At 75.5% G+C, this 22,571-nt stretch carries 16 protein-coding genes; 9 read left to right on the top strand and 7 right to left on the bottom strand.

Features of this window, described 5'->3' with window-relative positions:
* Positions 1 to 358: 358 nt before the first annotated feature.
* On the bottom strand, positions 359 to 1,282 hold the full coding sequence (gene mmuM / locus AB0946_RS19420; RefSeq protein ID WP_366761821.1) for a homocysteine S-methyltransferase: 924 nt from the start codon (positions 1,280 to 1,282) through the stop codon (positions 359 to 361).
* 254 nt (positions 1,283 to 1,536) lie between these two features.
* On the opposite strand from mmuM, the gene AB0946_RS19415 reads away from it, so the two are divergent.
* Positions 1,537 to 3,258 (top strand): DUF2264 domain-containing protein, encoded by a 1,722-nt coding sequence (locus tag AB0946_RS19415; protein ID WP_366762073.1) that lies wholly within the window; start codon positions 1,537 to 1,539, stop codon positions 3,256 to 3,258.
* A 64-nt stretch (positions 3,259 to 3,322) separates the two neighbouring features.
* Positions 3,323 to 4,135, top strand: a complete 813-nt coding sequence (locus AB0946_RS19410; protein WP_366761820.1) for an isocitrate lyase/phosphoenolpyruvate mutase family protein — start codon at positions 3,323 to 3,325, stop codon at positions 4,133 to 4,135.
* A 136-nt stretch (positions 4,136 to 4,271) separates the two neighbouring features.
* On the opposite strand, the gene AB0946_RS19405 is transcribed toward AB0946_RS19410, so the two are convergent.
* The 5 genes from AB0946_RS19405 to AB0946_RS19385 all read right to left on the bottom strand — a co-directional run bounded on the left by AB0946_RS19405 (position 4,272) and on the right by AB0946_RS19385 (position 12,322).
* Positions 4,272 to 4,856, bottom strand: a complete 585-nt coding sequence (locus tag AB0946_RS19405) for a TetR-like C-terminal domain-containing protein (RefSeq protein WP_366761819.1) — start codon at positions 4,854 to 4,856, stop codon at positions 4,272 to 4,274.
* A gap of 56 nt (positions 4,857 to 4,912) precedes the next feature.
* A complete protein-coding gene (locus AB0946_RS19400; RefSeq protein WP_366761818.1) occupies positions 4,913 to 6,448 on the bottom strand; it encodes a hypothetical protein in 1,536 nt (511 codons plus the stop codon).
* A gap of 48 nt (positions 6,449 to 6,496) precedes the next feature.
* Complete coding sequence (locus AB0946_RS19395; RefSeq protein WP_366761817.1) at positions 6,497 to 9,379, bottom strand: glycoside hydrolase family 2 TIM barrel-domain containing protein; 2,883 nt, start codon at positions 9,377 to 9,379, stop codon at positions 6,497 to 6,499.
* A 239-nt stretch (positions 9,380 to 9,618) separates the two neighbouring features.
* Positions 9,619 to 10,869, bottom strand: a complete 1,251-nt coding sequence (locus tag AB0946_RS19390; protein WP_366761816.1) for an ROK family transcriptional regulator — start codon at positions 10,867 to 10,869, stop codon at positions 9,619 to 9,621.
* A 142-nt stretch (positions 10,870 to 11,011) separates the two neighbouring features.
* Entirely contained in the window at positions 11,012 to 12,322 is a 1,311-nt protein-coding gene (locus tag AB0946_RS19385) for an FAD-binding protein (protein WP_366761815.1), read from the bottom strand.
* Between the two features lie 110 nt (positions 12,323 to 12,432).
* On the opposite strand from AB0946_RS19385, the gene AB0946_RS19380 reads away from it, so the two are divergent.
* The 7 genes from AB0946_RS19380 to AB0946_RS19350 all read left to right on the top strand — a co-directional run bounded on the left by AB0946_RS19380 (position 12,433) and on the right by AB0946_RS19350 (position 21,539).
* On the top strand, positions 12,433 to 13,440 hold the full coding sequence (locus AB0946_RS19380) for a hydroxyacid dehydrogenase (RefSeq protein ID WP_366761814.1): 1,008 nt from the start codon (positions 12,433 to 12,435) through the stop codon (positions 13,438 to 13,440).
* Between the two features lie 159 nt (positions 13,441 to 13,599).
* On the top strand, positions 13,600 to 14,970 hold the full coding sequence (locus AB0946_RS19375) for a radical SAM protein (protein ID WP_366761813.1): 1,371 nt from the start codon (positions 13,600 to 13,602) through the stop codon (positions 14,968 to 14,970).
* A gap of 258 nt (positions 14,971 to 15,228) precedes the next feature.
* Positions 15,229 to 16,707, top strand: coding sequence for a cellulose binding domain-containing protein (locus tag AB0946_RS19370; protein WP_366761812.1), 1,479 nt, complete (start codon positions 15,229 to 15,231; stop codon positions 16,705 to 16,707).
* Positions 16,708 to 16,984: 277 nt separating this feature from the next.
* Positions 16,985 to 18,079, top strand: a complete 1,095-nt coding sequence (rsgA, locus tag AB0946_RS19365; protein WP_366761811.1) for a ribosome small subunit-dependent GTPase A — start codon at positions 16,985 to 16,987, stop codon at positions 18,077 to 18,079.
* Positions 18,080 to 18,158: 79 nt separating this feature from the next.
* Positions 18,159 to 19,556, top strand: a complete 1,398-nt coding sequence (locus AB0946_RS19360) for an AlkA N-terminal domain-containing protein (RefSeq protein ID WP_366761810.1) — start codon at positions 18,159 to 18,161, stop codon at positions 19,554 to 19,556.
* A 65-nt stretch (positions 19,557 to 19,621) separates the two neighbouring features.
* Positions 19,622 to 20,110 (top strand): methylated-DNA--[protein]-cysteine S-methyltransferase, encoded by a 489-nt coding sequence (locus AB0946_RS19355; protein ID WP_366761809.1) that lies wholly within the window; start codon positions 19,622 to 19,624, stop codon positions 20,108 to 20,110.
* A 160-nt stretch (positions 20,111 to 20,270) separates the two neighbouring features.
* On the top strand, positions 20,271 to 21,539 hold the full coding sequence (locus AB0946_RS19350) for a GDSL-type esterase/lipase family protein (RefSeq protein ID WP_366761808.1): 1,269 nt from the start codon (positions 20,271 to 20,273) through the stop codon (positions 21,537 to 21,539).
* Positions 21,540 to 21,561: 22 nt separating this feature from the next.
* On the opposite strand, the gene AB0946_RS19345 is transcribed toward AB0946_RS19350, so the two are convergent.
* Positions 21,562 to 22,551, bottom strand: coding sequence for a helix-turn-helix domain-containing protein (locus tag AB0946_RS19345; protein ID WP_366761807.1), 990 nt, complete (start codon positions 22,549 to 22,551; stop codon positions 21,562 to 21,564).
* Positions 22,552 to 22,571: the final 20 nt, after the last annotated feature.

The raw sequence follows: 22,571 nt of genomic DNA, 5'->3' as shown, positions 1-22,571 counted from the left end.
GTCCCGTAGGGGCCGGGCAACGCGAGCGGCCTCCCGCCGCCCCGGCCGGCTTGCCCGGCATCCCGCGGGCGAGGAGGCGGGCCGGTGGGCGCGTTCCCGGCAGTCGGGGGGCGTCCACTGCCCACCGGTCAGGACGACCGCAGCGGCGCGCCGGACGCGCGTCAGCTCGGTGGACCCCGGCTTGTGCTGCGGCTCCCGTAGGGGCCGGGCAAGGCGAGCATGCCCCGGCCCGCACGGCCGGCTTGCCCGGGCTGCGGCTCCCGTACGGGGCCGGGCACCAGGGGGGGCGCCCCGGCGTCCGGGCCCGGGTGCCCGCCCCACGGACGCCGTCCGGCCCCGGAGACCGGGTCGGGCCGCGCTACGCGGTGAGCGCTTCGGCGATTCCCGAGATGGCCTCCGGCCCGACCCGGCAGCACCCTCCGATCAGCCGTGCGCCCGCCTCCCGCCACGCCTCGACCTGCTCGGCGCCGAAGGTGGTGCGCCCGCGCCAGGCCCGGGCCCGCGCGTCCCAGACCTCCCCGCTGTTGGGGTACACCACGACCGGCTTGCCGGTGACGCGCGCCGCGATCTCCACCGCGCCCCGCACGTCCTGAGGCGCACAGCAGTTGACGCCGACCGCGATCACCTCGTCGGCGTCGGCAGCAAGTCCGAACGCCTCCTCCAGGGGCTGCCCGGCCCGCGTCCGCAGGCCCTCGACGGTGTACGACAGCCAGGCCGGCACCCCCAGTCCGCGCACCGCCCGCAGCAACGCGGCGGCTTCGTCGGCGTCCGGCACGGTCTCCAGCGCCAGCACGTCCGGCGCGGCGGCGGCCAGCACCTCCATCCGGGGCCGGTGGAACCGCTCCAGCTCGTCCACGCCCAGCCCGTACCGGCCCCGGTACTCGGAGCCGTCCGCGAGCATCGCCCCGTACGGCCCGACCGAGGCGGCCACCCACAGCGGGCGCGGGACACCCGCTCCGTGGGCCTTCCGGGCCGCCTCCCGGGCCAGTTCCACGCTCAGCCCGAGCAGCCGCGCGGCCTCGTCCCGGCCGACGCCGCGCTTGCCGAAGCCCTCGAAGGTGGCCTGGTAGCTGGAGGTGATCGCCACGCTCGCGCCCGCGAGGTAGTAGGCGAGATGGGCCTCGGTGACCGCTTCCGGCCGCTCGGCGAGCAGCCGGGCCGACCACAGCTCGTCGCTCAGGTCGTGCCCGGCCGACTCCAGCTGGTTGGACATGCCGCCGTCGAGCACGACGGTCCCGGCGGCGAGGGCGTCGGCGAGGCTGGGGGAGGTGTGGCTGGTCATGGTCACGACGCTAGCCGAAGGAACGGGGAAAGGGCTTTCCCCGGGGCCGTGACGACAACGCCACCGTTCTGCCGGCCGGCGCACTCGGTGTCGGCCACCCGGCCGTCACCCGCCCGGCCGCCGCCGAGGCCGTCCCGCGCTCAGCCCGCCCCGCGTCTGGTGTCCCCGGGCGAGGGAAGAGTGGGATGGGCCCCGGGCGCCCCGACCGGAACCGGGGCGCCCGGGCCCCGTGAGGAAGGACAGTCACCGCCGTGATCGAACTGCCCGCCGACGACCGCCAGTCGAGCCCGTACACCGGTTACACCCGCGCCCACTGGGAGGCCGCCGCCGACGCCCTGCTCGCCGCCGTCGAGCCGTACGCCACCCCCGACCGCGCCCTCTACCACCTGCCCGGCGACCACGTGGGCCACGCCGGCCACCTCTCCGACGGCCTCGAAGGGTACGCGCGCACACTGCTGCTGGCCGCGTTCCGCCGTGACGAGACCGCGCTCGGCCGGTACGCCGACGGGCTCGCGGCCGGCCCCGGCGGGGTCTGGCCACGGATCACGCACCGCGGCCAGCCGCTGGTCGAGGCCGCCTCGATCGCGCTCGCCCTGCGGCTCACCCGGCCCCTGCTGTGGGACCGCCTGGACGACACCGTCCGCCAGCGGACCGCCGCCTGGCTGGCGGACGCGCTCACCGCCGAACCCTGGCCGTGCAACTGGGAGTTGTTCCCGGTCACCGTCGGCGGCTTCCTCGCGGAGACCGGCCACCGGGAGGAGGCGGCGCGCCAGGCGATCGACCGGGGGCTGGAGCGGGTCGAGGGCTGGTACGTCGGCGACGGCTGGTACACGGACGGCGACGGCCGGAAGTTCGACTACTACAACGGCTGGGCCCTGCACCTGTACACGGTCCTGCACGCCTGGCTGGCGGACGACGCCGACCTGCTCGCCCGCTACGGCCCGCGGCTGTCCCGCCACCTCGCCGACCACGCCCGTCTGTTCGGCGCCGACGGAGCCCCCGTGCACCAGGGCCGCTCCCTCACCTACCGCTTCGCGACGACGGCCGCGCTCTGGCTCGGCGCCCTGACCGGGCACACCCCGCTGCCCCCGGGCGAGACACGGCGGCTGGCCTCCGGAGCGCTGCGGTACTTCCTCGACGGCGGCGCGGTCGACGAGCGGGGGCTGCTGCCGCTCGGCTGGCTGGGCCCCGACGCGTCCGTCGCGCAGACCTACTCGGGCCCCGCCTCGCCGTACTGGGCGAGCAAGGGCTTCCTCGGCCTGCTGCTGCCGCCCGGGCACGAGGTGTGGACGGCACGGGAGCAACCAGGACCGGCCGACCGCGCCGACGCGGCGCACCCCGTGCCCGCCCCCAACTGGCTGCTCCAGACGACCCGTTCGGACGGCGTCGTCCGGCTGCACAACCACGGCAGCGAGGACGTCCGCTACGACCCCTACTACACCCGGCTCGCCTACTCGACCGCCACCACCCCCGTGCCGTCGTACGACAACAGCGTGATCGTCGACGGTGATCCGAGCCGCACGGGGATCGAGCCGCTGGGCACCGGCGAGGGGTGGATCGCCTCCCGGCACACCGTGCGCGCCGGGATCACCGTCACCAGCCTGGTGGCGGTCCGCGGAGCGATGGAGGTGCGGGCCCATCTGGTGGCGGGCGCGGCGCCCGGCACGCCGGTACGGGTGACGGGCTGGCCGGGCGGGACGGGCCTGCGCGCCGACCTGACCCCGGTCACCGGCCTGTCGCCGGAGCTGACCGGGGTGACCGGGGACGGCCCGGCCACGCTCTTCGTGGCGCTCGCCCGGCTCACCGGGGAGCCGGACCCGCTGCCGGCCGCGGAGCTGGTGAGCGTGGAGACGGACGGCGATGCGCACGGCCACGAGGTGCGGGTGAGCTGGTCCCGGGGACCGGCCGTCGCCTTCCGGTTCACGGTGGTGGAGGAGGGGTCCGCCGGCCCGTCCTGGTCGGTGGCGCCCCGGTGAGGCGGCGGGGGCGGTGCCGCACGTTTCGGCGGGCGCCGAAGCGACCGGGGTCCAGCATGGCCGTATGACCGCCGAGCCCGCTCCCGCCTCCTCCTTCGCCGCACTCCACCACCGTCCGGGCGAGCCGCTGCTGTTGCCCAACGCCTGGGACCACGCCTCGGCCGCCGCCCTCGCCGCCCGGGGGTTCCCGGCGATCGGCACGACCAGCCTGGCGGTCGCGGCGGCCGTGGGGCTGCCCGACGGGGAGGGCGCGACCCGCGGACACACCGTGCGTCTCGCCCTGACCCTCGGCTCCGGGCCGTACCTGCTGTCGGTCGACGCCGAGGACGGTTTCGGCGACGACCCGGACGAGGTCGCGGGGCTCGCCCGCGAGCTGTGGGCCGCCGGTGCCGTCGGCGTCAACCTGGAGGACGGCCTGGGTCCGGCGGACCGGCACGCGGCGAAGATCGCCGCCGTCAAGGCGGCCGTGCCGGGCCTGTTCGTGAACGCCCGCACCGACACCCACTGGTCGGGCGACGGCGACGAGCGGGAGACCCTGCGCCGGCTCGACGCCTACCAGGAAGCGGGCGCCGACGGGGTGTTCGTACCCGGTGTCACCGACCCGGAACGCATCGCCGCCCTAGTCCGGCACACCGCCGTCCCCCTCAACGTCCTGCACTCGCCCACCGGGCCTCCGCTCGGCCACCTCGCCGCACTGGGCGTGGGCCGCGTCAGCCTCGGCTCGCTGCTGTACCGGCGGGCGCTGGGCGCGGCCCTGGACGCGGTGACGGACGTCGCCGCCGGACGCGTCCCGGCCGGCACGACCCCGTCCTACGCCGATGTCCGCGCGCTGGAGAGCAGCGTCCCGGCGAGCGGGCCGGCGGACTCCACGGGGTGATCCAGCGTGCCGAGACGCCCCACGCGGCGGCCCTCCAGCCGCTCGCCCGGCGACCCGGGGCCCAGCGGGTGGCCGCCCCCCGCCCGGCACGAGCGGCAGCAGCGGACCCCGGCCCGTGACGTCGTAGGACGGCGTGTCAGTCCCCGCCAGCCTGTTCCCGGGGCCAGTGGGCGAGGGTGAGGTGCAGGGCGTCGACGGCCTTGTCCCAGGAGGCCTGAACGTCCCGGTCGGCGCCGAAGCCGCCCGCGCCCTCCAGGAGGCAGTAGCCGTGGAAGGTGCTGCGCAGCAGGCGCACCGCGTCCGTCAGGTCCGGTTCCTCCAGGCCGTAGGCGCGCAGCATGCCGTAGGTGATCTGCGCGGTGCGGCGCAGCGCGGGGGAGTCGGCGACGAGGGCCTGGTCCATGCGGATCTGCGTGGCCGCGTACCGGCCCGGGTGCTCCAGGGCGTAGTCCCGGTAGGCGCCGGCGAAGGCCCGCAGTGCCTCCTTGCCCGACCGGCCGGCCACCGCGGCCGCGATCCGGTCGATCAGTTCGCCGCCCGCGTACAGGGCGAGCCGGGTGCGCAGGTCCTGGAGACCGCGGACGTGCGAGTACAGGCTCGCGTCCTTGACGCCGAAGCGGCGCGCCAGCGCCGAGATGCTGACGCGGTCGAAGCCGGCCTCGTCCGCCAGCTCCGCCGCCGCCGCCACCAGCCGCTCGACGGTCACTCCCACCCGGGCCACCGCTCACCTCCCTTGGCTTCCTAGGCATCAGCCTAGATTCTCTAGGAAGCGTGGTGTCAACAGCGGGTGCCCCGGGCTCTCACCAGCGCCACGTCCTCCGCGCGCAGCCGCAGCGCGTGCCGGGCACTGTCCGTGCCGCGCGCGGGGTCGGGGTCCCACAGCCAGACGGTGTCCCCGCTCGCCTGGAAGGACAGCACCGGGTGCCGGACGGGCACCGGGCCGTTGATGACCGGCACCTTGGCGCCGAGCGGCCTGACGCAGACCAGTTCGCCGCGCAGCCCGAAGTACGCGGGCGGACGCCGGCCGGCCCGTACCGCGTCCATCGTCCGGCCGGCGGCCTCGCCCACGCCGTTGAGCGCGCCGACCGCCACCGTGAGCACCGCGACCACCAGCATCAGCGGCAGCACCCACGGCACGAGTCCGGTGGCACCGGTCTGGAGGTGGAAGTGCCGGGCCCAGCCGCCCAGCGCCAGCAGCACCAGGCCGCAGCCCACCGCCGTGGCCAGCGGCCGGAACGCCACCGCGTACTGCCAGTAGAAGGCCACGTGCACCGAGTCCACGGGGATGCCGAAGAAATCCTCCAGGTACATGGCGTGCAGGAAGGACCCGGCCCACGGCATCACGAACGGCACGGGTGCGGCGAGCACGGGCAGGAACCACTGCATGTTGCGGCTGAACCAGGACGCGCTCAGCGCGTACCACAGGCCGAACACCGTGAACGCGACGAGCGCGACCACGGCGAACGCGGCGAGCTGGCGGCGGACGCCGATGTCGCCTGAGTCGGCCCACATGAAGCCCAGGAAGGCGGGGCCGCCGCTGAGGACCACCCCGCAGCCCAGCGCCACGAGCCACGGCCGGGGTTCGTTGGAGGTCACCCACCGGCCCACCGGCAGGCACAGGGCCGCCGGTACCAGCAGGGCCGGGAACCGCCAGGGTGTCGCGCAGGCGCCCACGACGATCCCGGCGGCGAGGCACGCCGACGCGACCAGACAGCCCAGCGCGACCGTGAGCGACGTGCGCCGTGGACCGGCCCGGCCCTCGCGCGGGGCCGGCCCGATCGACCTGCGCAGGTCGTGCGCCTCGGGGTCGAACGGCACGCCGCCGAGGGTGCGGCTCGCCAGCTCGGCCTGTGCCTGGTCCCGCTGCTCCTGTGTGTGCGGGCCGCGCAGGTGCAGGGTGCGCCCGACGTCCCAGCCGCCGACGGCGATCCAGTGCTCGGCGAGCCACCGCAGGACCGGCCCGGCACCGTCCGGCACCTTGTGGTGGACGTGGTACGTCGTCACGGGTTCGGCGGCGCCCGGGCGGATCAGGGTGGCCTCGCGCACCCACACGTCGAGCCGGCGCCGGGACGCCAGCCGGGTCAGCCGTTCGACCGCCGTGGACCGGGCGGTGAGGCGGGAACCCCGGAGCGGGACGTCGACGACCAGCGCGGCGTAACCGTCGTCCGCGCCGACCGCGTCGGTGTCCCGGGCCGGGCGCACCCGCCAGCCCTCCTCGGCGGTGAACACCTCGGCCGCCAGCTCGCGTTCGTCCGGTTCGTCGCGTACCTCCACCACCAGGCGGACTCGGCGGTTGTAGGGCTGGGCTGCCACGCGCGTACTGTACTCAACCGGTCGGCGCGTGCGGCGGGACCGTGTCGGTCACCTGCTCCGCGGAGTGGAGACCGGGGAGAAGACGAACGAGAACTCCGCCGGTTCGGCCCGCAGGTGGTACCGGGGCAGCGGGCCCGGACCGCAGGACTGGGAACCGATGCCGTGCTGGCCGTGGTCGAGGTTGACCCACACCCCCGCGGCGGAGCCGCTGCCGGGCACGAGGTCGGTGCGGTGGGCCGCCGCGTCCAGCTGCTCGGTGGTCCAGCGGCGGGCGGTGAACCAGTACGCCGGGTCGCCCTCGACGCGCAGACCGCCCAGCTCCGCCCAGCGGACGTCGATCCGGGCGCCGTTCTCCTGGGGGCGGACGTAGGGCGTCTGCAGCTCGTCCACGGTCGACTGCCAGCGGGCGATCCGGGCCGCCGTGCGCGTGTCCGGGTACGCCTCGCCGGGCCCGCCGCCGTACCAGCGCACCAGGTCGGCCGTGGCCAGCCGAAAGCGGATGCCGAGGCGGGGCAGCGGGATGGTCCAGTCGCCGTCCGGGACGGTGGACACGGTCAGCCGCAGCCGGTCCCCGTCCGACGTCCAGCGGTACACCGTCGACAGGCCCAGCTCCCGGGCGGCCGGCGCCACGCGGGTGCGGACCGTCAGCGCGTCCTCGCCGGCCTCCACCGCGTCCAGGCGGTGCCGCATCCGGTGCAGGCCGAGCCGCCGCCACAGCGGGCCGTAGCGCAGGTCGCTCTGCCAGGCGGCACCGTCGTCGTTGTCGGTGGTCGCCCGCCACACGTCCAGGCGCAGATCCGTGACCGGCACCGCGCCGATCGTCCGCAGCGCCCCGGTGCGGGCGTCGAACACGGCCGGACCGAGGGTGAGCACCCCGTCACCGGAGGCGGGGCGCGCGGTCGCGGCGACGTACGGCGTCCGGCGCGCGGACACCGGCAGCTGGCCCCAGGCGACGACATGGTCCCGCGGCGCCCACGCGGTGCCGGCGGCGAGCACCGCCCGGACGGTCCAGTACGCCTCGCCCGCCGGGGCACCGGCCGGTACGGCGGGCAGCTTCACCTCGGCGGACTCGCCGGGCGCCAGCGCGGGCACCGGCAGGCTGCCCGAGTCCACCGTCTCGCCCTCGACCTCGTACGACCACGAGAAGGCCAGCGCCGACAGGTCCGCGAAGTCGTACTTGTTGGTGACACGGACCGTGCCGGCCGTGCCGTCGCCCGTGACGGCGACCGGTTCGATCACCTTCTTGTACTCGACCAGGCCGGGGGAGGGCCGCCGGTCCGGGAACAGCAGGCCGTCGCAGACGAAGTTGCCGTCGTGCAGCTCCTCGCCGAAGTCGCCGCCGTAGGCGTAGCCCAGCTCGGGATGGGCGATGCCGTGGTCGATCCACTCCCACACGAAGCCGCCCTGGAGGCGCTCGTGGGCCTCGAACAGCCGCTGGTAGTCGGCGAGTCCGCCGGGGCCGTTGCCCATGGCGTGCGCGTACTCGCAGAGGATGAACGGCAGTGCGCGGCGCTTGAGCGGACCGCCGTCCAGGCGCCGGCCGATCCGCTCCACCTCGGCATGGCTCGCGTACATCCGTGAATAGACGTCCGTGTCACGGCAGGTGCGGTCGCCCTCGTAGTGCACGAGCCGGGAGGTGTCACGGGCGTGGATCCACTCGGCCGTCGCGGTCAGGCCCCGGCCGGTGCCGGCCTCGTTGCCGAGCGACCAGATGACGACCGAGGGGTGGTTCTTGTCCCGCTCGACCATGCGGGCCGCCCGGTCCAGCAGGGCCGGGGTCCAGCGGTCGTCGTCGACGGGGTTGTCCCGCCAGCCCTGCTCGGTGAAGCCGTGCGTCTCCAGGTCGCACTCGTCGATCACCCACAGGCCGTACTCGTCGCACAGGTCGAGGAAGGCGGGGTGCGGCGGGTAGTGGGAGGTGCGGACGGCGTTGATGTTGTGCCGCTTCATCAGCAGCACGTCCTCGCGCATGGTCGCGAGGTCGAGGGCCCGGCCCTTCTCCGGGTGCCACTCGTGCCGGTTGACGCCCTTGAAGAGCACCGGGCGGCCGTTCACCTTGATCAGGCCGTCCGACAGTTCCACCGTGCGGAAGCCGATGCGCAGCGGCACCCGCTCGCCCTCGGTGGCCAGCACGCCGTCGTACAGCCTCGGCGTCTCCGCCGTCCACGGCTCGACCGGGACGGTCACCGGCTCACCCGTCGGGAGGTCGACACCGAGCTCCGGGACGGTCACCCGGCCCGCCACGTCGGAGTCGACGCGCAGGGTGCCGGTGCCGGACGCGTGGTCGTAGGAGGCGTGCACGAAGAAGTCCCGGACGCCGCCCGCCGGGCGGTGCAGCACGGTGACGTCCCGGAAGACGCCCGGCAGCCACCACTGGTCCTGGTCCTCCAGGTACGAGCCCGCCGACCACTGGTGGACGCGGACCGCCAGCACATTGCCCGAGCTCCGCAAGAGCGCGCCGACCGCGAACTCGTGCGGCAGCCGGGAGCCCTTGAACTCGCCCAGCTCGGTGCCGTTCAGCCAGACCCGGGCGCAGGACTCCACGCCGTCGAAACGCAGCACGGCGTCGCCGCCGGCCGGCCAGTCGGCGGGCAGGTCGAAGACGCGCAGGTGGTCGCCGGTCGGGTTCTCGGTGGGCACTCGGGGCGGGTCGACCGGGAACGGGTAGAGGTGGTTGGTGTAGGCGGGGGAGCCGTGGCCCTGGAGCACCCAGTGGCCGGGGACCTGGATCCGAGCCCAGTCACCGGCGTCGTACCCGGGCGCCGCGAAGGAGTCGTCCTGCGCGTCGGCCGTGTCCGACAGCCGGAAACGCCAGCTTCCGCCGAGCGGCAGGGAGGCGGCGTCGGAGGACGCGTACCAGGCGCGCGGCGGCAGTGCCCCGGACCCCGGGGACACGTCCTCGACGTAGTCGGTGCGGGTGTGGGAGGACATCGGTCTCCTAGCTCGGCCCCTGATCACGGACAGCAGGGGCGGGATCGGGATGGCGGTCGCCGTGGGGGCGGGCGGGGCGGGGGGATGAGGGCCGCCGGGTCAGGGGAGTGACCGGCGGCCCCCGGTCGGAGGGGAGACCTCGGCGGCCGGGGCGGTCGGCGGGACCCGTCCGCGGGTGCGGGCCGGGGAAGTCGGGGGCCGGGAGGTGCGGGGGTGAGACACGTGCATCCCTTCCGTCGTCACGAAGGCGGTGCGGTACGGCTCCTCGCGGGCGCGGTGGTGCGCCTGGTGCCGGCCCGCTGCCCGACGGACTGCAGCGCCCCCTCCAGCGCGAACGTGGCCGCGCCGAGGGACACCGGGTCGGTCGGGATCGGCGAGAGGACGATCTCGGTGGCGGCCAGCGGCCGGCCGAGAGCGTGCCGGGCGACCGCCCGGCGGACCTCCCCGAGCAGCGGTTCGCCCAGCCGGGAGGCCACCCAGCTGCTGAGGACGACCACTTCGGGGTTGAGGAGATTGATCAGGTCGGAGATGGCGGCGCCGAGGTAACGGGCCGTGTCGCGGACGACCTTGAGCGCGACCGGGTCGTCCTGGGCGACCGCGCGGGCCAGCGCGTCGACGGTGGCCGTCTGGTCGCCGGGATGCAGCAGCGGTGAGCGCGGGTCGAGTTCGCGCAGGTTCTGCATGATGCCCGGCGCGCCGACGTACGTCTCCACGCAGCCGTGGTTGCCGCAGTGGCACAGCCGGCCGTCCAGCACGAGCGTGGTGTGCCCCCACTCGCCGGCGCTGTTGCTCACCCCGCGGTGCAGACCGCCGCCGAGGGCCAGACCGGCGCCGACGCCGGTGCCGAGGTTCACCACGACGGCGTCCCCGCGGCCCCGCGCCGCCCCGAACCACAGCTCGGCCACCGCGCAGGCGCGCAGCGGGTTGTCCAGGTACAGCGGGTGGGCGATGTGCTCGGCGAGCAGAGCGAGCAGCGGCACGTCGTGCCAGTCCCAGTTGGGCGCGTACTCGGCGACACCGGTGTCCCGGTCGACCTGGCCGGGCACGCTCACCCCGACGCCCAGCACCCGGGCCGCCTCGACGCCGGCCCGGGCGACGACCGAGCCGACCGCGGCGACGACGTGCCCGACGACCCGCTCGGGCCGGCTCTCGCCGGGCCGCATGTCCTCGTCGGCGCGGGCCAGCACGTTCAACGCCAGGTCGAACAGCTCGGCGTGGACGTACGTCTCGGCGATGTCCACGCCGATCAGCGCGCCCCCCGGCGCGTTGACGGCGACCAGCCCCCGGGGGCGGCCCCCGGCCGAGTCCTCGAACCCGACCTCGGTGATCATGCGGAGGTCCAGCAGCTCACCGACGAGCGTGGCCACCGTGGCGAGGCTCAGTCCGGTGGCCGCGGCCAGCTCCTGACGGGAGGTGGGGGACTCGGCGATGATCTGGCGCAGCACCTCGTAGCGGTTCGCGGTGCGGATGTCACGTGAGGTGCGCTTCACGCGGCTGCCCCTCCCCTCGCGTGCGGACCGCTGCGGGCCGGGGCGGGTCCGGCACCGGCGCGGTCGCCAGGCTAGGGGCGGGGAGGGACTTCCGACAAGGGGTTCGGAAAGGGGCTGGAGAAAGTGTCCGGGCGAACGGCCCTCAGCCCTCGAGGAGATCCCGTACGAAGGCGTTGGCGAAGGTGCCGGAAGGGTCCAGGGCGCGGACCAGGTCCCGGAACTCCGCGAACCGCGCGTACCGCCCGCGCAGCACGGCCGACGGGGTCCGGAAGACCTTCCCCCAGTGCGGGCGCGGGCCGAACGGCTCCAGCACCTCCTCCAGCCGGCGTACCACCGGCAGCACCGCCGCCTCGTCCTTCACCCAGGTGAAGTGCAGCGCGACCGAGTCCCGTCCGTGGGCCGGGCTCAGCCACTGCGCGTCGGCGGCGATCGTGCGCACCTCGCAGGTCTGCAGCACCCCGGCGACCGTGTCCCGGACGCCGTCGACCGCGTGCAGCGCGTCGAGGGCCGCCGGCCGCGGCAGCAGGTACTCCGACTGGATCTCCTCCCCGCTGCTCGGCGTGAACTCGGCCCGGAAGTGCGGCAGCCGCTCGTGCCACGGCCCGGGCACCCCCAGCTGCCGCGTGCAGTTCACCGCGGGCATGCCCGGTACCGGGTGCAGCGGTTCCGTCGCGGGCGCCGCCCACGGGAAGTCCGCCGCCGGCCGGTCCGTGCGCCGCTTGACCCACACCTGCCGGAAGCCCGGCCGCCGCCAGTCGGTGAACAGGCTCACGCTGTACCCGGCGGCGGCGATGGTCTCGAAGTCCAGGCCGTCCAGGGGAAGTTCCGTATAGACCCGCTGCTCCACCTCGTACGCCGGCTCCAGGTCGAGGGTGAGCGCGGTGACGACACCCAGCGCGCCGAGGGAGGTGACGGCACCGCCGAACCGTGCGTCGTCCCGGCCGATCCGCACGGTCGTACCGTCCGCGGTGACCATCTCCACCTCGCGGACCGCGGACGCCAGCGGGCCGTTGGTCACACCCGAGCCGTGCGTGCCCGTCGCGACCGAACCGGCCACCGAGATGTGCGGCAGGGAGGCCATGTTGGGCAGGGCGAGCCCGTGCGCGTGGACCGTGCGGGCCAGTTCGGCGTAGCGGACCCCGCCCGCCACCCGGACCGTGCGCGCGGCCGTGTCGACGTCGATCGTCCGCGGCAGCCCCGCGGTGGACACCAGGACGCCGTCCGGTCCGGGGTCGGCGATCCGGTTGAAGGAGTGCCCGCTGCCCAGTACGCGCACCCGTGCGTTCCCGGCCACCAGCGCCGCCAGCTCCTGAGGTGTGCGCGGACGGTGGAACTCGCGCGCCGTGTACGTGACCGTGCGTGCCCAGTTGGCGACCGCACCGGCGCCGGACGCCCCGGTCCCCGTCGTGCCCGTCGACCCCGTAGTCCCCCTCGTCCCTGCGGTCTCAGCCATCCCTGCGTCCTCTCCTGGAGCGTTGCGTCTGCGTTGACCCTCTCATCCGGCGCCACCTACCGTAGAGACCGGTTGCTGCCCGAGCGTCACCGAGCCGGAAGGCCCCTTCCTTGCCCGAGCGTCCCCAGGCGCTGTTCGCCATGACAGCCCGGAACGTGCCGCTCGTCTTCCCGCCGCGGCTGCTGGCCCGGCTGCGCGCGTGCGTGGACGTCGACCCCGCCCTGGTGGCGCACGACTTCACCGGGGCCCGGGTGCGGGAGGTCCTCGCCCGCACCGAGATCCTGATCACCGGCTGGGGCTGTCCCCGCCTGGACGCGGCCGTCCTGGACGCCGCGCCGAGGCTGCGCGCCGTGCTGCACGCGGCCGGCTCGGTCAAGGGGTTCACCACGCCCGAGGTCTGGCAGCGGGGCATCGCCGTCTCCTCGGCCGCCGCCGCCAACGCCGTGCCCGTCGCCGAGTACACCCTGGCGATGATCCTGCTCGCCGGGAAGGACGTCTTCGCCCACCGCGACCGGCTGCGCGAGCGCCGCGCCTTCCCCTACGGCGGCATCCTGCCGGGCATCGGCAACCACGGCCGCCGCGTCGGCGTCGTCGGCGCCTCCCGGACCGGCCGCCGCCTGCTCGGCCTGCTCCGCCCGCACGACCTCGCGGTCACGCTCGCCGACCCGTACGTGGACGCGAGGGAGGCCGCCCGGCTCGGCGTGCCGCTGCTGCCGCTGGACGAGCTGCTGCGCACCAGCGACATCGTGACGCTGCACGCCCCGCAGACCGCCGAGACCCGCCATCTGATCGGCGCCCGGGAACTCGCCCTGATGCCCACCGGGTCCGTGCTCGTCAACACCGCGCGCGGCTCCCTGGTCGACCACGAAGCGCTGATCGCGGAGCTGCGCGCCGGACGCCTCAGCGCCGTGCTGGACGTGACCGATCCCGAACCGCTGCCCGCCGGCTCCCCGCTGTACGACCTGCCGAACGCCTTCGTCACCCCGCACCTGGCCGGCTCGCAGGGCAACGAGGTCGCCCGGCTCGGGCGGGTGGTCGTGGAGGAGGCCGAGCGCCTCGCGGCGGGCGACGGCCTGCTGCACACGGTCGACCCGGCGGAACTGGACCGAACGGCCTGAGCGCGCCGGCCGGGCCGAGCGCCGGCACCCTGCCGCATTCCCGGCCGAAGACGGGCATAAGAGGCGTACCGGTAGGATCGCCGGGGCCCCGGCACCGGGGTGCCCGTGGCGGGGGCATACGGTGAGAGGCGTACGCCTGAGCCGGGAGGAGACAGACGGATGGGCAGTCGTACCGCGCTGGTCGAGGATCTGATGGAGCGGTTCCCGCAGGTGCCGCGGGAAGCCGTCTTCAAGGAGGACCTGCTCCGGGGCGGTGTCGCCTTCGACAAATCCGCACTCAGCGATACCGCCAACGAGGCGGCCGGGGACGTCAAACCGAAGTCGTACTTCATCTTCTCCTTCGACCACGGCACCCTGCCCGAGCTGGGCGAGGCCGCGCTGCGCCGGCCCCCGGAGGAGATCATCCTGACGGGCGGCCCGTACGACCTGAGGCGCACGGTCGTCTCCGTCCGGGTGAACCCCGCCTCGCCGTACCGGGTCGCCGCCGACGAGGAAGGGCTGCTCGGGCTGTACCTCGACGGCAGCCGCATCGCCGACGTCGGCGTGCCGCCGATGCCCGAGTACTACCGGCACACCCTCTCCAACGGGAAGTCCGTCATGGAGGTCGCGCCCACCATCCAGTGGGGCTACCTGATCTACCTGACCGTCTTCCGGGTCTGCCAGTACTTCGGCGCCAAGGAGGAGTGCCAGTACTGCGACATCAATCACAACTGGCGCCAGCACAAGGCCGCCGGCCGGCCCTACACCGGCGTCAAGGACGTCGAGGAGGTCCTGGAGGCGCTGGAGATCATCGACCGGTACGACACCCAGAAGGCGTCGACGGCCTACACCCTCACCGGCGGCGCGATCACGTCGAAGGTGGCGGGCCGGGACGAGGCCGACTTCTACGGCCACTACGCCAAGGCCATCGAGGAGCGCTTCCCGGGCCGCTGGATCGGCAAGGTCGTCGCGCAGGCGCTGCCCAAGGCGGACGTGCAGCGGTTCAAGGACTACGGCGTGCAGATCTACCACCCCAACTTCGAGGTGTGGGACCGCCGGCTGTTCGAGCTGTACTGCCCCGGCAAGGAGCGCTACGTCGGCCGGGACGAGTGGCACCGCCGCATCCTGGACTCCGCCGAGGTGTTCGGCGCGCGCAACGTGATCCCCAACTTCGTGGCGGGCGTGGAGATGGCCGAGCCCTTCGGCTTCACCACCGTCGACGAGGCCATCGCCTCCACCACGGAGGGCCTGCGCTTCTTCATGTCGCACGGCATCACCCCGCGCTTCACCACCTGGTGCCCGGAGCCCACCACCCCGCTCGGCAAGGCCAACCCGCAGGGCGCGCCGCTGGAGTACCACATCCGGCTGCTCCAGGCCTACCGGCAGACCATGGACGACTTCGGCCTGTCCTCCCCGCCCGGCTACGGCCCGCCCGGCCCCGGCCGCGCGGTCTTCTCCGTCAGCTCCTTCATGGACAGCCTCCCCGCGGACGACGCGCCGGCGCGGGGCACGGAGGGCACGGAGACGGGGGAGGAGCCGGCTCGGGTGTGACCCGGCGCGACCCGTCCGTGGTCCGGCCGGGTCCGCGTCCGGCCCGGTGAGCACAACCGCGTCCGGGTCCGTACCAGAGGCCGGAGTCGCGGGCTGATCGCGGCACGCGCGCCCGCCGCCACTGTCGGTAGCCGGATGTGAACAGGCCGCTTGTCAGTTGTGGCGGGAGCGTGAAAGGCTCTGTGCCCTGCCGCGGGGTTCCCCGCAACTCCCGTTCCCCTTTGGTGAGTTGCCCTCGCTCGTGGATGCAGGAGTCCCATGCCCGACCTGCCGACCCCCCAGGACGACACCGAGGCCGCGCTGTTCTCGGAGTGCTGGGACGCGGTGCTCTCCTACGCGGACCTGTGCACCTCCGGGTCGTTGACGGCCCACCAGCTGGCCACCGAGGCGTTCACGCTCGGCATGCGCGAGGTCCGCGCCGCCGCGAGCACCCATGTGCGCGGCGCCGGCAGCCGCACCGCACGGCTGCCGACGATCCCGGCGCTGCTCACCGCCGTCCGCACCACCGCCGCCGCCTGGGAGGCCGACGGGCAGGGGCACAGGCTCGACCCCGAGCTGCGGCTGTGGCTCAACTCCGGGAGCGCCGCCCGCTTCTCCGGGCCGCCGCTCGGACGGCCGGTCGCGCTGCGGGGACTGCGGGACATGCAGGAGGCGGACGCCGCGCTGCTGTGGCTGGCCGAGGTGGAGGCGCTCCCGCTGCCCACCGTGGCCCGCCGGCTCGGCCTGGACCCGGCCACCGTCGCCGACGAACTCGACCAGGTCCGCGTCCTGTTCCGGGACCGCTGCCACCGCGCCCACCTCGACTCCCCGATGGACGCGCAGTGCCGCAGCTACGCCCGCCTGCTGGACGCGGTGACCCGCTCGCCCACCGCCGAGACCCCCGGCGACCTCTCCCGGCACCTCGCCACCTGTGTGCGGTGCGCCGAGGCCGCCGCCTGTCTGCGCCTGCACGGCGGCGGGCTGCCCGGCGCGCTGGCCGGCGGAGTGATCGGCTGGGGCGGCCTCGCCTACCTGGAGCGGCGCCGCCGCGCCACCGAGGTCCGCCTCGGCGCGGGCCGCCCGGGCGGCGCCGACGCCGACGACCGCGAGGAGGGCACGGGCCGCAGCCGGGTGCTGCGCGGCGGGCTCCTCGCCGCCGCGGTGCTGCTGTCGGCACTGGCGCTCGGTGTGTCGATGATGCCGTTCGGCGGCTCCGGCGACGGCACCGCCGCCGCCCAGGACGACCGGCGGCCGGCCGCCGACCCGCGTGTCTCGCGCACCGCGGTCCGCCCCACCGCCACGGACTCCCCCTCCGCCCCGGCGGCCTCCGCGACCCGCGCCGAGCGCCCGCCCGCACGGCAGAAGCCCGACCCCGAACCCCAGGGCACCTCCTCCGCCACCCACCGCGCGGGCCCGACGAGCGCCCCCGCCACCACCCGCGCGGCCGGCTGCCGGGTCGCCTACGAGCTGGACAGCCAGTGGCCCGACGGCTTCCAGGCCACCGTGAGCGTCACCACCGACCAGGCCCTCACCGGCTGGGAGGTGGCCTGGACCTTCCGCGACGGCCAGCAGGTCGGCCAGATGTGGGACGCCACCGTGCACCAGGACGGATCCCGTGTCACCGCCACCGCCGCCGACTACAACAAGGCGGTCGCCGCGCACGGCACCCTGTCCTTCGGCTTCCTGGGCTCCTGGAGCGACGGCAACCGCACGCCGTACCGCTTCACGCTCAACGGCTCGCCCTGCGCGGTCGGCTGACCGCGGGCGCGGGGGGGCGACCGCACGACGGCCCGGACATCGCCGTCGTGCGGAAAAGGCTTTGACCCACCGGCCCGTCCACGGGCTACAGTTGCCGGGCACGCCGAGGTGGTGTGCGGACGCGCGAGCGGAGACGAGGAGGTGTCGACAGATGGCTGTCACTGTGCTGGGCGCTGCCCTCATCCAGGAACTCATCAAGTCCACCTCCGTGGCCGCCGGCTGAACCGACCGCGCACCGTACGCGCCCGCCCGGGGCCACCCTTGTGAAGGGTCTCCCTTGACTTCCACCTCCGCTGCTTTCTCCGCACTGGCTCCCTACGGCTGGGACGAGTCCTGGGCCGAGGCGTTCGCCCCGTTCGAGGCCGACGGGCTGCTGCCCGGACGGGTCGTCCGGGTCGACCGCGGACAGTGCGACGTCGTCACCGCGGACGGCACCGTCCGCGCCGACACCGAGTTCGTCGTGCCCCGCGACCCGATGAAGGTCGTGTGCACGGGGGACTGGGTCGCCGTCGACCCCGCCGGCGACCCCCGGTACGTGCGCGCCTACCTGCCGCGCCGCACCGCCTTCGTCCGCTCCACCTCCTCCAAGCGGTCCGAGGGGCAGATCCTCGCCGCCAACGTCGACCACGCCGTCGTCGCCGTGTCGCTCGCCGTCGAACTCGACCTCGGCCGCGTCGAACGCTTCCTCGCCCTCGCCTGGGAGTCCGGCGCCCAGCCCGTCGTCGTCCTCACCAAGGCCGACCTCGTGCCGGACCCGGTCACCCTCGCCCACCTCGTGCAGGACGTGGAGACCAGCGCGCCGGGCGTGCCCGTCCTCACCGTCAGCGCCCTGCACGGCGACGGACTCGACGTGCTCGTCGCACTCGTCGGCTCCGGTACGAGCGTGCTGCTCGGCCAGTCGGGCGCGGGCAAGTCCACCCTCGCCAACGCGCTCGTCGGCGCCGAGGTCATGGACGTGCGGGCGGCCCGTGACGTCGACGGCAAGGGACGGCACACCACGACCACCCGCAACCTGCTCCCGCTGCCCTCCGGCGGGGTGCTCATCGACACACCCGGGCTGCGGGGCGTCGGCCTCTTCGACGCCGGGGCCGGCGTCGGACAGGTGTTCACCGAGATCGAGGAACTGGCCGAGGGGTGCCGGTTCCACGACTGCGCCCACGAGTCCGAGCCGGGCTGCGCGGTGCGGTCCGCCGTGGAGGACGGCCGGCTGCCGCAGCGGCGGCTGGAGAGTTACCGGAAGCTGCTGCGGGAGAACCAGTGGATCGTGGCCAAGACGGACGCCAGGGTCCGCGCGGAGCTCCGCCGGGAGTGGCGGCGGAAGGGAGCCGAGGGCAGGGCGGCAATGGAGGCGAAGCGGGGGCGGTGGGCGTAGGCACACCCCGGCCGCGCCCGTCAGCTCCACGTCCGATTTCCGCTGGCCCCGCCCTCCCGCGCGTTCCACACTGGACCGCGTGAAGGACGAGGACAGCAGGTACGAGGCGGTGCGCAGCCGGGACGGACGGTTCGACGGCGTGTTCTTCTTCGCCGTCGAGACCACCGGCATCTACTGCCGGCCCAGCTGCCCGGCCGTGACGCCGAAACGGCACAACGTGCGGTTCTTCGCGACGGCCGCCGCCGCGCAGGGCTCCGGGTTCCGGGCCTGCCGGCGGTGCCGGCCGGACGCCGTGCCGGGCTCGGCCGAGTGGAACGTCCGCGCGGACGTCGTCGGCCGGGCCATGCGGCTGATCGCCGACGGCGTCGTGGACCGCGAAGGCGTCGCCGGGCTCGCCGCGCGGCTCGGCTACAGCGCCCGGCAGGTCCAGCGGCAGCTCACCGCCGAGCTGGGCGCCGGGCCCGTGGCGCTCGCCCGGGCCCAGCGGGCGCACACCGCGCGGGTGCTGCTCCAGACCACCGACCTGCCGGTCACCGAGATCGCGTTCGCGTCCGGGTTCGCCAGCGTGCGGCAGTTCAACGACACCATCCGCGAGGTGTACGCCGCGACCCCCACCGAGCTGCGGGCCGCCGCACCCCGCGACCGGGCCGCCCGCCGGGCCGCGCCCGGCGCCGGCATCCCGCTCCGGCTCGCCCACCGCGGCCCCTACCAGTCCGCCGCCGTCTTCGACCAGCTCGCGCGGGAGGCCGTACCGGGCGTCGAGGAGGTGACCGGTGCCCCCGGCGCCCGCACCTACCGGCGCACCCTGCGCCTGCCGTACGGCACCGGCCTCGCCGCCGTCCAGGAACGCGTCCGCACCCCGAGGACCGGTACCGGCACCCGTCCGGGCGGCTGGCTCGACGCCCGGCTGCACCTCACCGACCCGCGGGACCTCACCACCGCCGTGCAGCGGCTGCGCCGGCTGCTCGACCTGGACGCCGACCCGTACGCCGTCGACGAACGGCTCGGCGCCGACCCCCGGCTCGCCCCGCTGGTCGCCGCCCGGCCCGGACTGCGCTCGCCCGGCGCCGTGGACCCGCTGGAGCCCGCCGTACGGGCCCTGGCCGGCCTCCACGGCGCCGGGGAACTGGTGCGCCGGTACGGCAAGGTGCTCGACGCGCCCCACGGCGGCCTGACCCACCTCTTCCCGGAGCCGGCCGTCCTCGCCGAGGCCGAGCCCGGCGGACCACTGGGCGCGCTCGCCGCCGCCCTCGCCGACGGCACCGTACGACTGGACCCGGGCGCAGACCGGCACGACGCCGAGGAGGCCCTGCTCGCCCTGCCCGGCATGGACCCGGCCACCGTCGCCACCCTCCGCGTCCGCGCGCTCGGCGATCCCGACGTCGCCCCTCCCGGCGCCGGCGTCCCCGGCACCTGGCGGCCCTGGCGGTCGTACGCCGTCCGGCACCTGCTCGTGGCGGGGGAGCCGGTCCCGTGACCGCCGGCCCGGGAACCGTCCTGTCCGCCCGCACCCTGACCACCGCCTAGCCGAGGACCGCTGCGATGACCACCGTCTACTGCACCCACCTGGACACCCCCGTCGGGCGGCTGCTGCTCACCGCCGACACGGACGGCACGCTCACCTCCCTGTCCCTGCCCGGGCAGAAGGGCGGCCGGACCGTCCAGGACGGCTGGCGGCACGACCCCGGGCCGTTCCGCGCCGCCGCCGGCCAGCTCGCCGCGTACTTCGCCGGCGAACTCAAGGAGTTCCGGCTGCCGTTGCGGGCGGCCGGTACCGCGTTCCGGCAGCGGGTCTGGGCCGCGCTGGACGAGCTGCCGTACGGCGCGACCGCCACCTACGGCGAGATCGCCGCCCGGATCGGCGCGCCCCGCGCTGCCGTTCGCGCCGTGGGCGGTGCGATCGGCGCCAACCCGCTGCTCATCGTGCGCCCCTGCCACCGGGTGATCGGCGCGAACGGATCGATGACCGGGTACGCGGGGGGACTTGAGCGCAAGGTCCGGCTGCTCACCCTGGAGGGCGTCCTCCCCTGACGCGCCGCCCGCCACGCCTCCCGCCCCTGCCGCCTCCCGACCCGCGCCGCCCGGTGCCCGCGTTGCGCCGAGCGGGTGGACCGCCGTCGATGCTCCGGCGGCGCGGCCCGCCCGTGTGGCACGGTCGCCTCCGACGGCCGACGGGGAAGGGCGGGCACACATGGCCAAGGTCGTACGGGTCCTCACGGTCCTGCTCCCGGCACTGCTGACGGGCCTGACGGCACCGGCCGCCGCCGAACCGGCCCCGCCGCCCTGGACCGGCAGCTGGGAGACCGCGCCCTCCGGCACCGCCGCCGCGCTGCCCGGCGCCGCCGTCCGCAACGTCGTCCACCTCAGCGTCGGCGGCACCGCGGTCCGCGTCCGGCTCAGCAACCGGTTCGGCACCGCGCCCCTGCGCCTCGGCGCGGTCACCGTCGCGCTGAGCCGTGCGGCCGGTCCCGAGGCCGAGCCCGGCACCCTGCGCACCGCCACCTTCCGCAGTGCCACGGAGCTGACCGTCCCGGCGGGCGCCGACGCGGTCACCGACCCGGTCCCGCTGCGCGTACCGGCCGGCGCCGACCTGCTCGTCACCGTGTACACCCCGGAGAACTCCGGGCCCGCCACCCACCACCGCACCGCCCTCCAGACCAGCTACGTGGCCCCGGCCGGCGCCGGCCGGGCCGCCGACGAGGACGGCTCCGCGTACACGGCGACCACCGGCCGCTGGTACTACGTCACCGGTGTCGACGTCCGCGGTCCCGCCGCCGGCGCGGTCGTGGCCTTCGGTGACTCGCTCACCGACGGCAACGGCTCCACCCCCGACACCAACCACCGCTGGCCCGACCGGCTCGCCCTGCGGCTGCGCGAGCGGCGGCTCGGCGTCCTCAACGCGGGCATCGCCGGCAACCGCCTCCTGCTCGACGGCGCCGGACCGAGCGCCCTCGCCCGCCTGGACGCGGACGCGCTGGACCGGGCCGGGGTACGGGTCCTGGTCGTCTTCGAGGGCATCAACGACATCAAGGGCATCCCGGAGGCGACCGACGCCACCGCGTTCGCGGACGCCTACCGCACCGTGGTGACCCGCGCCCACGCCCGCGGTGTCCGGGTCGTCGGCGTCACCCTCACCCCGTACGGCGGGTACCCCGCCTGGACCGCCGCCGGCGAGGCGGTACGGCAGCGGGTGAACGCCTTCATCCGGGAGGGCGGCGCCTTCGACGCGGTCGCCGACGCCGACGCGGCCGTCCGGGACCCGGACGACCCCGGCCGCATCCTGCCCGCCTACGACCCGGGCGACCACCTGCACTTCAACGACGCCGGCATGGCCGCCGTGGCCGACACCGTCCACCGAGTGCTGACCCGGGGGCCGCTCGGCTCCGACCTCACGGGCCGCGCCCACGCCACGGTGCCGGTCACCCGCACCGCACCGCGCCCGCGGCCCGCGGGCAGGTGACCGGCCGCGCCGGCCCCGGGCGTCAGCCGGCGGTTTCGCGGGACACCCAGCCGCGTTCGCGGGCGTGCCAGCCCAGCTGGAGCCGGGTCGTCACCCCGGCCAGTTCCATCAGGCGCCTCACCCGGCGCTGCACCGTCCGCAGGCCCAGGTCCAGCTGTTTGGCGACGCTCGCGTCGGTCAGCCCGGCCAGCAGCAGCGACAGCACCTCCAGATCGGTGGCGTCCGGGCCGTCCGGCTCCTCCTCGCTCACCCCGGCGGCGCCCAGCCGCAGCGGCAGCGCCTCCCGCCACACCGACTCGAACAGCCCGGCGAGCAGCTCCAGCAGCCCGCTGGCGTGCACCACCAGCGCGGCCGGCTCCGCCGTCCTCGACGTCAGCGGCACCATCGCGAGCGACCGGTCGGCCACCACCAGCTTCGTCGGCACCCGGTCCACCACGCGCACCCGCTCGTCCCGGCCGAGCGCCGCCGTCAGCTCGGTCAGCCCGTGCGGCAGGTCCAGCACCGCCCGCTCCACCACCACGCGGTAGCGCACCCCGCGCCCGGCCGCCTGCTCCTCCGCGTCGTTCTCCAGGCCGGACACGACCACCGGGTTGCCGGTCACCAGCGCGCACACCTCCTCGGCCGCGCCCAGCTGGAGCTGGAGGAAGCGCTGGGTGACCGCCGACGCGCCGGTCACCACCTCCACCAGGTCGTGCACCGCCGGCTCGGCCGCCGCCGCCCGGTACTCCTCCGCGAGCAGCGCCGCCGCCAGCTCCGCCTTCTCCAGCTCGTGCCGCTGCCGGGTGAGCAGCGCGCCCAGCGCCACCCCGGGCGGAGCCGCCACCCAGCGGCCCGGCCACGCCGAGGACTGGGCCGCGAGACCCTGCCGCTCCAGCCGGCGCAGCGCCCGCTCGGTGTCGTGCTCGGCCAGCGCCAGACGCCGCGCCAGATCGGTGACGTCCGCCGCGCCCACGGACACCAGCGCCCGGTACGCCGCCTCGTGCGTCTCGTCCAGTCCTATCGCTGCCAGCATCGCCCCGCATCCCTCCCCGC

The sequence above is a fragment of the Streptomyces sp. NPDC046870 genome, from assembly GCF_040704595.1.
GTDB lineage: Bacteria > Actinomycetota > Actinomycetes > Streptomycetales > Streptomycetaceae > Streptomyces > Streptomyces argyrophylli.
The sequence above is the reverse complement of the archived record's forward strand: the minus strand, read 5'-3'. Positions and strand labels throughout refer to the sequence as shown.

Coding starts and splice junctions, on each gene's coding strand:
- AB0946_RS19375 (WP_366761813.1), top strand. CDS start 13,600: ATGGGCAGTCGTACCGCGCTGGTCGAGGATCTGATGGAGCGGTTCCCG.
- AB0946_RS19395 (WP_366761817.1), bottom strand. CDS start 9,379: ATGTCCTCCCACACCCGCACCGACTACGTCGAGGACGTGTCCCCGGGG.
- AB0946_RS19410 (WP_366761820.1), top strand. CDS start 3,323: ATGACCGCCGAGCCCGCTCCCGCCTCCTCCTTCGCCGCACTCCACCAC.
- AB0946_RS19370 (WP_366761812.1), top strand. CDS start 15,229: ATGCCCGACCTGCCGACCCCCCAGGACGACACCGAGGCCGCGCTGTTC.
- AB0946_RS19355 (WP_366761809.1), top strand. CDS start 19,622: ATGACCACCGTCTACTGCACCCACCTGGACACCCCCGTCGGGCGGCTG.
- AB0946_RS19385 (WP_366761815.1), bottom strand. CDS start 12,322: ATGGCTGAGACCGCAGGGACGAGGGGGACTACGGGGTCGACGGGCACG.
- AB0946_RS19345 (WP_366761807.1), bottom strand. CDS start 22,551: ATGCTGGCAGCGATAGGACTGGACGAGACGCACGAGGCGGCGTACCGG.
- mmuM (WP_366761821.1), bottom strand. CDS start 1,282: ATGACCAGCCACACCTCCCCCAGCCTCGCCGACGCCCTCGCCGCCGGG.
- AB0946_RS19350 (WP_366761808.1), top strand. CDS start 20,271: ATGGCCAAGGTCGTACGGGTCCTCACGGTCCTGCTCCCGGCACTGCTG.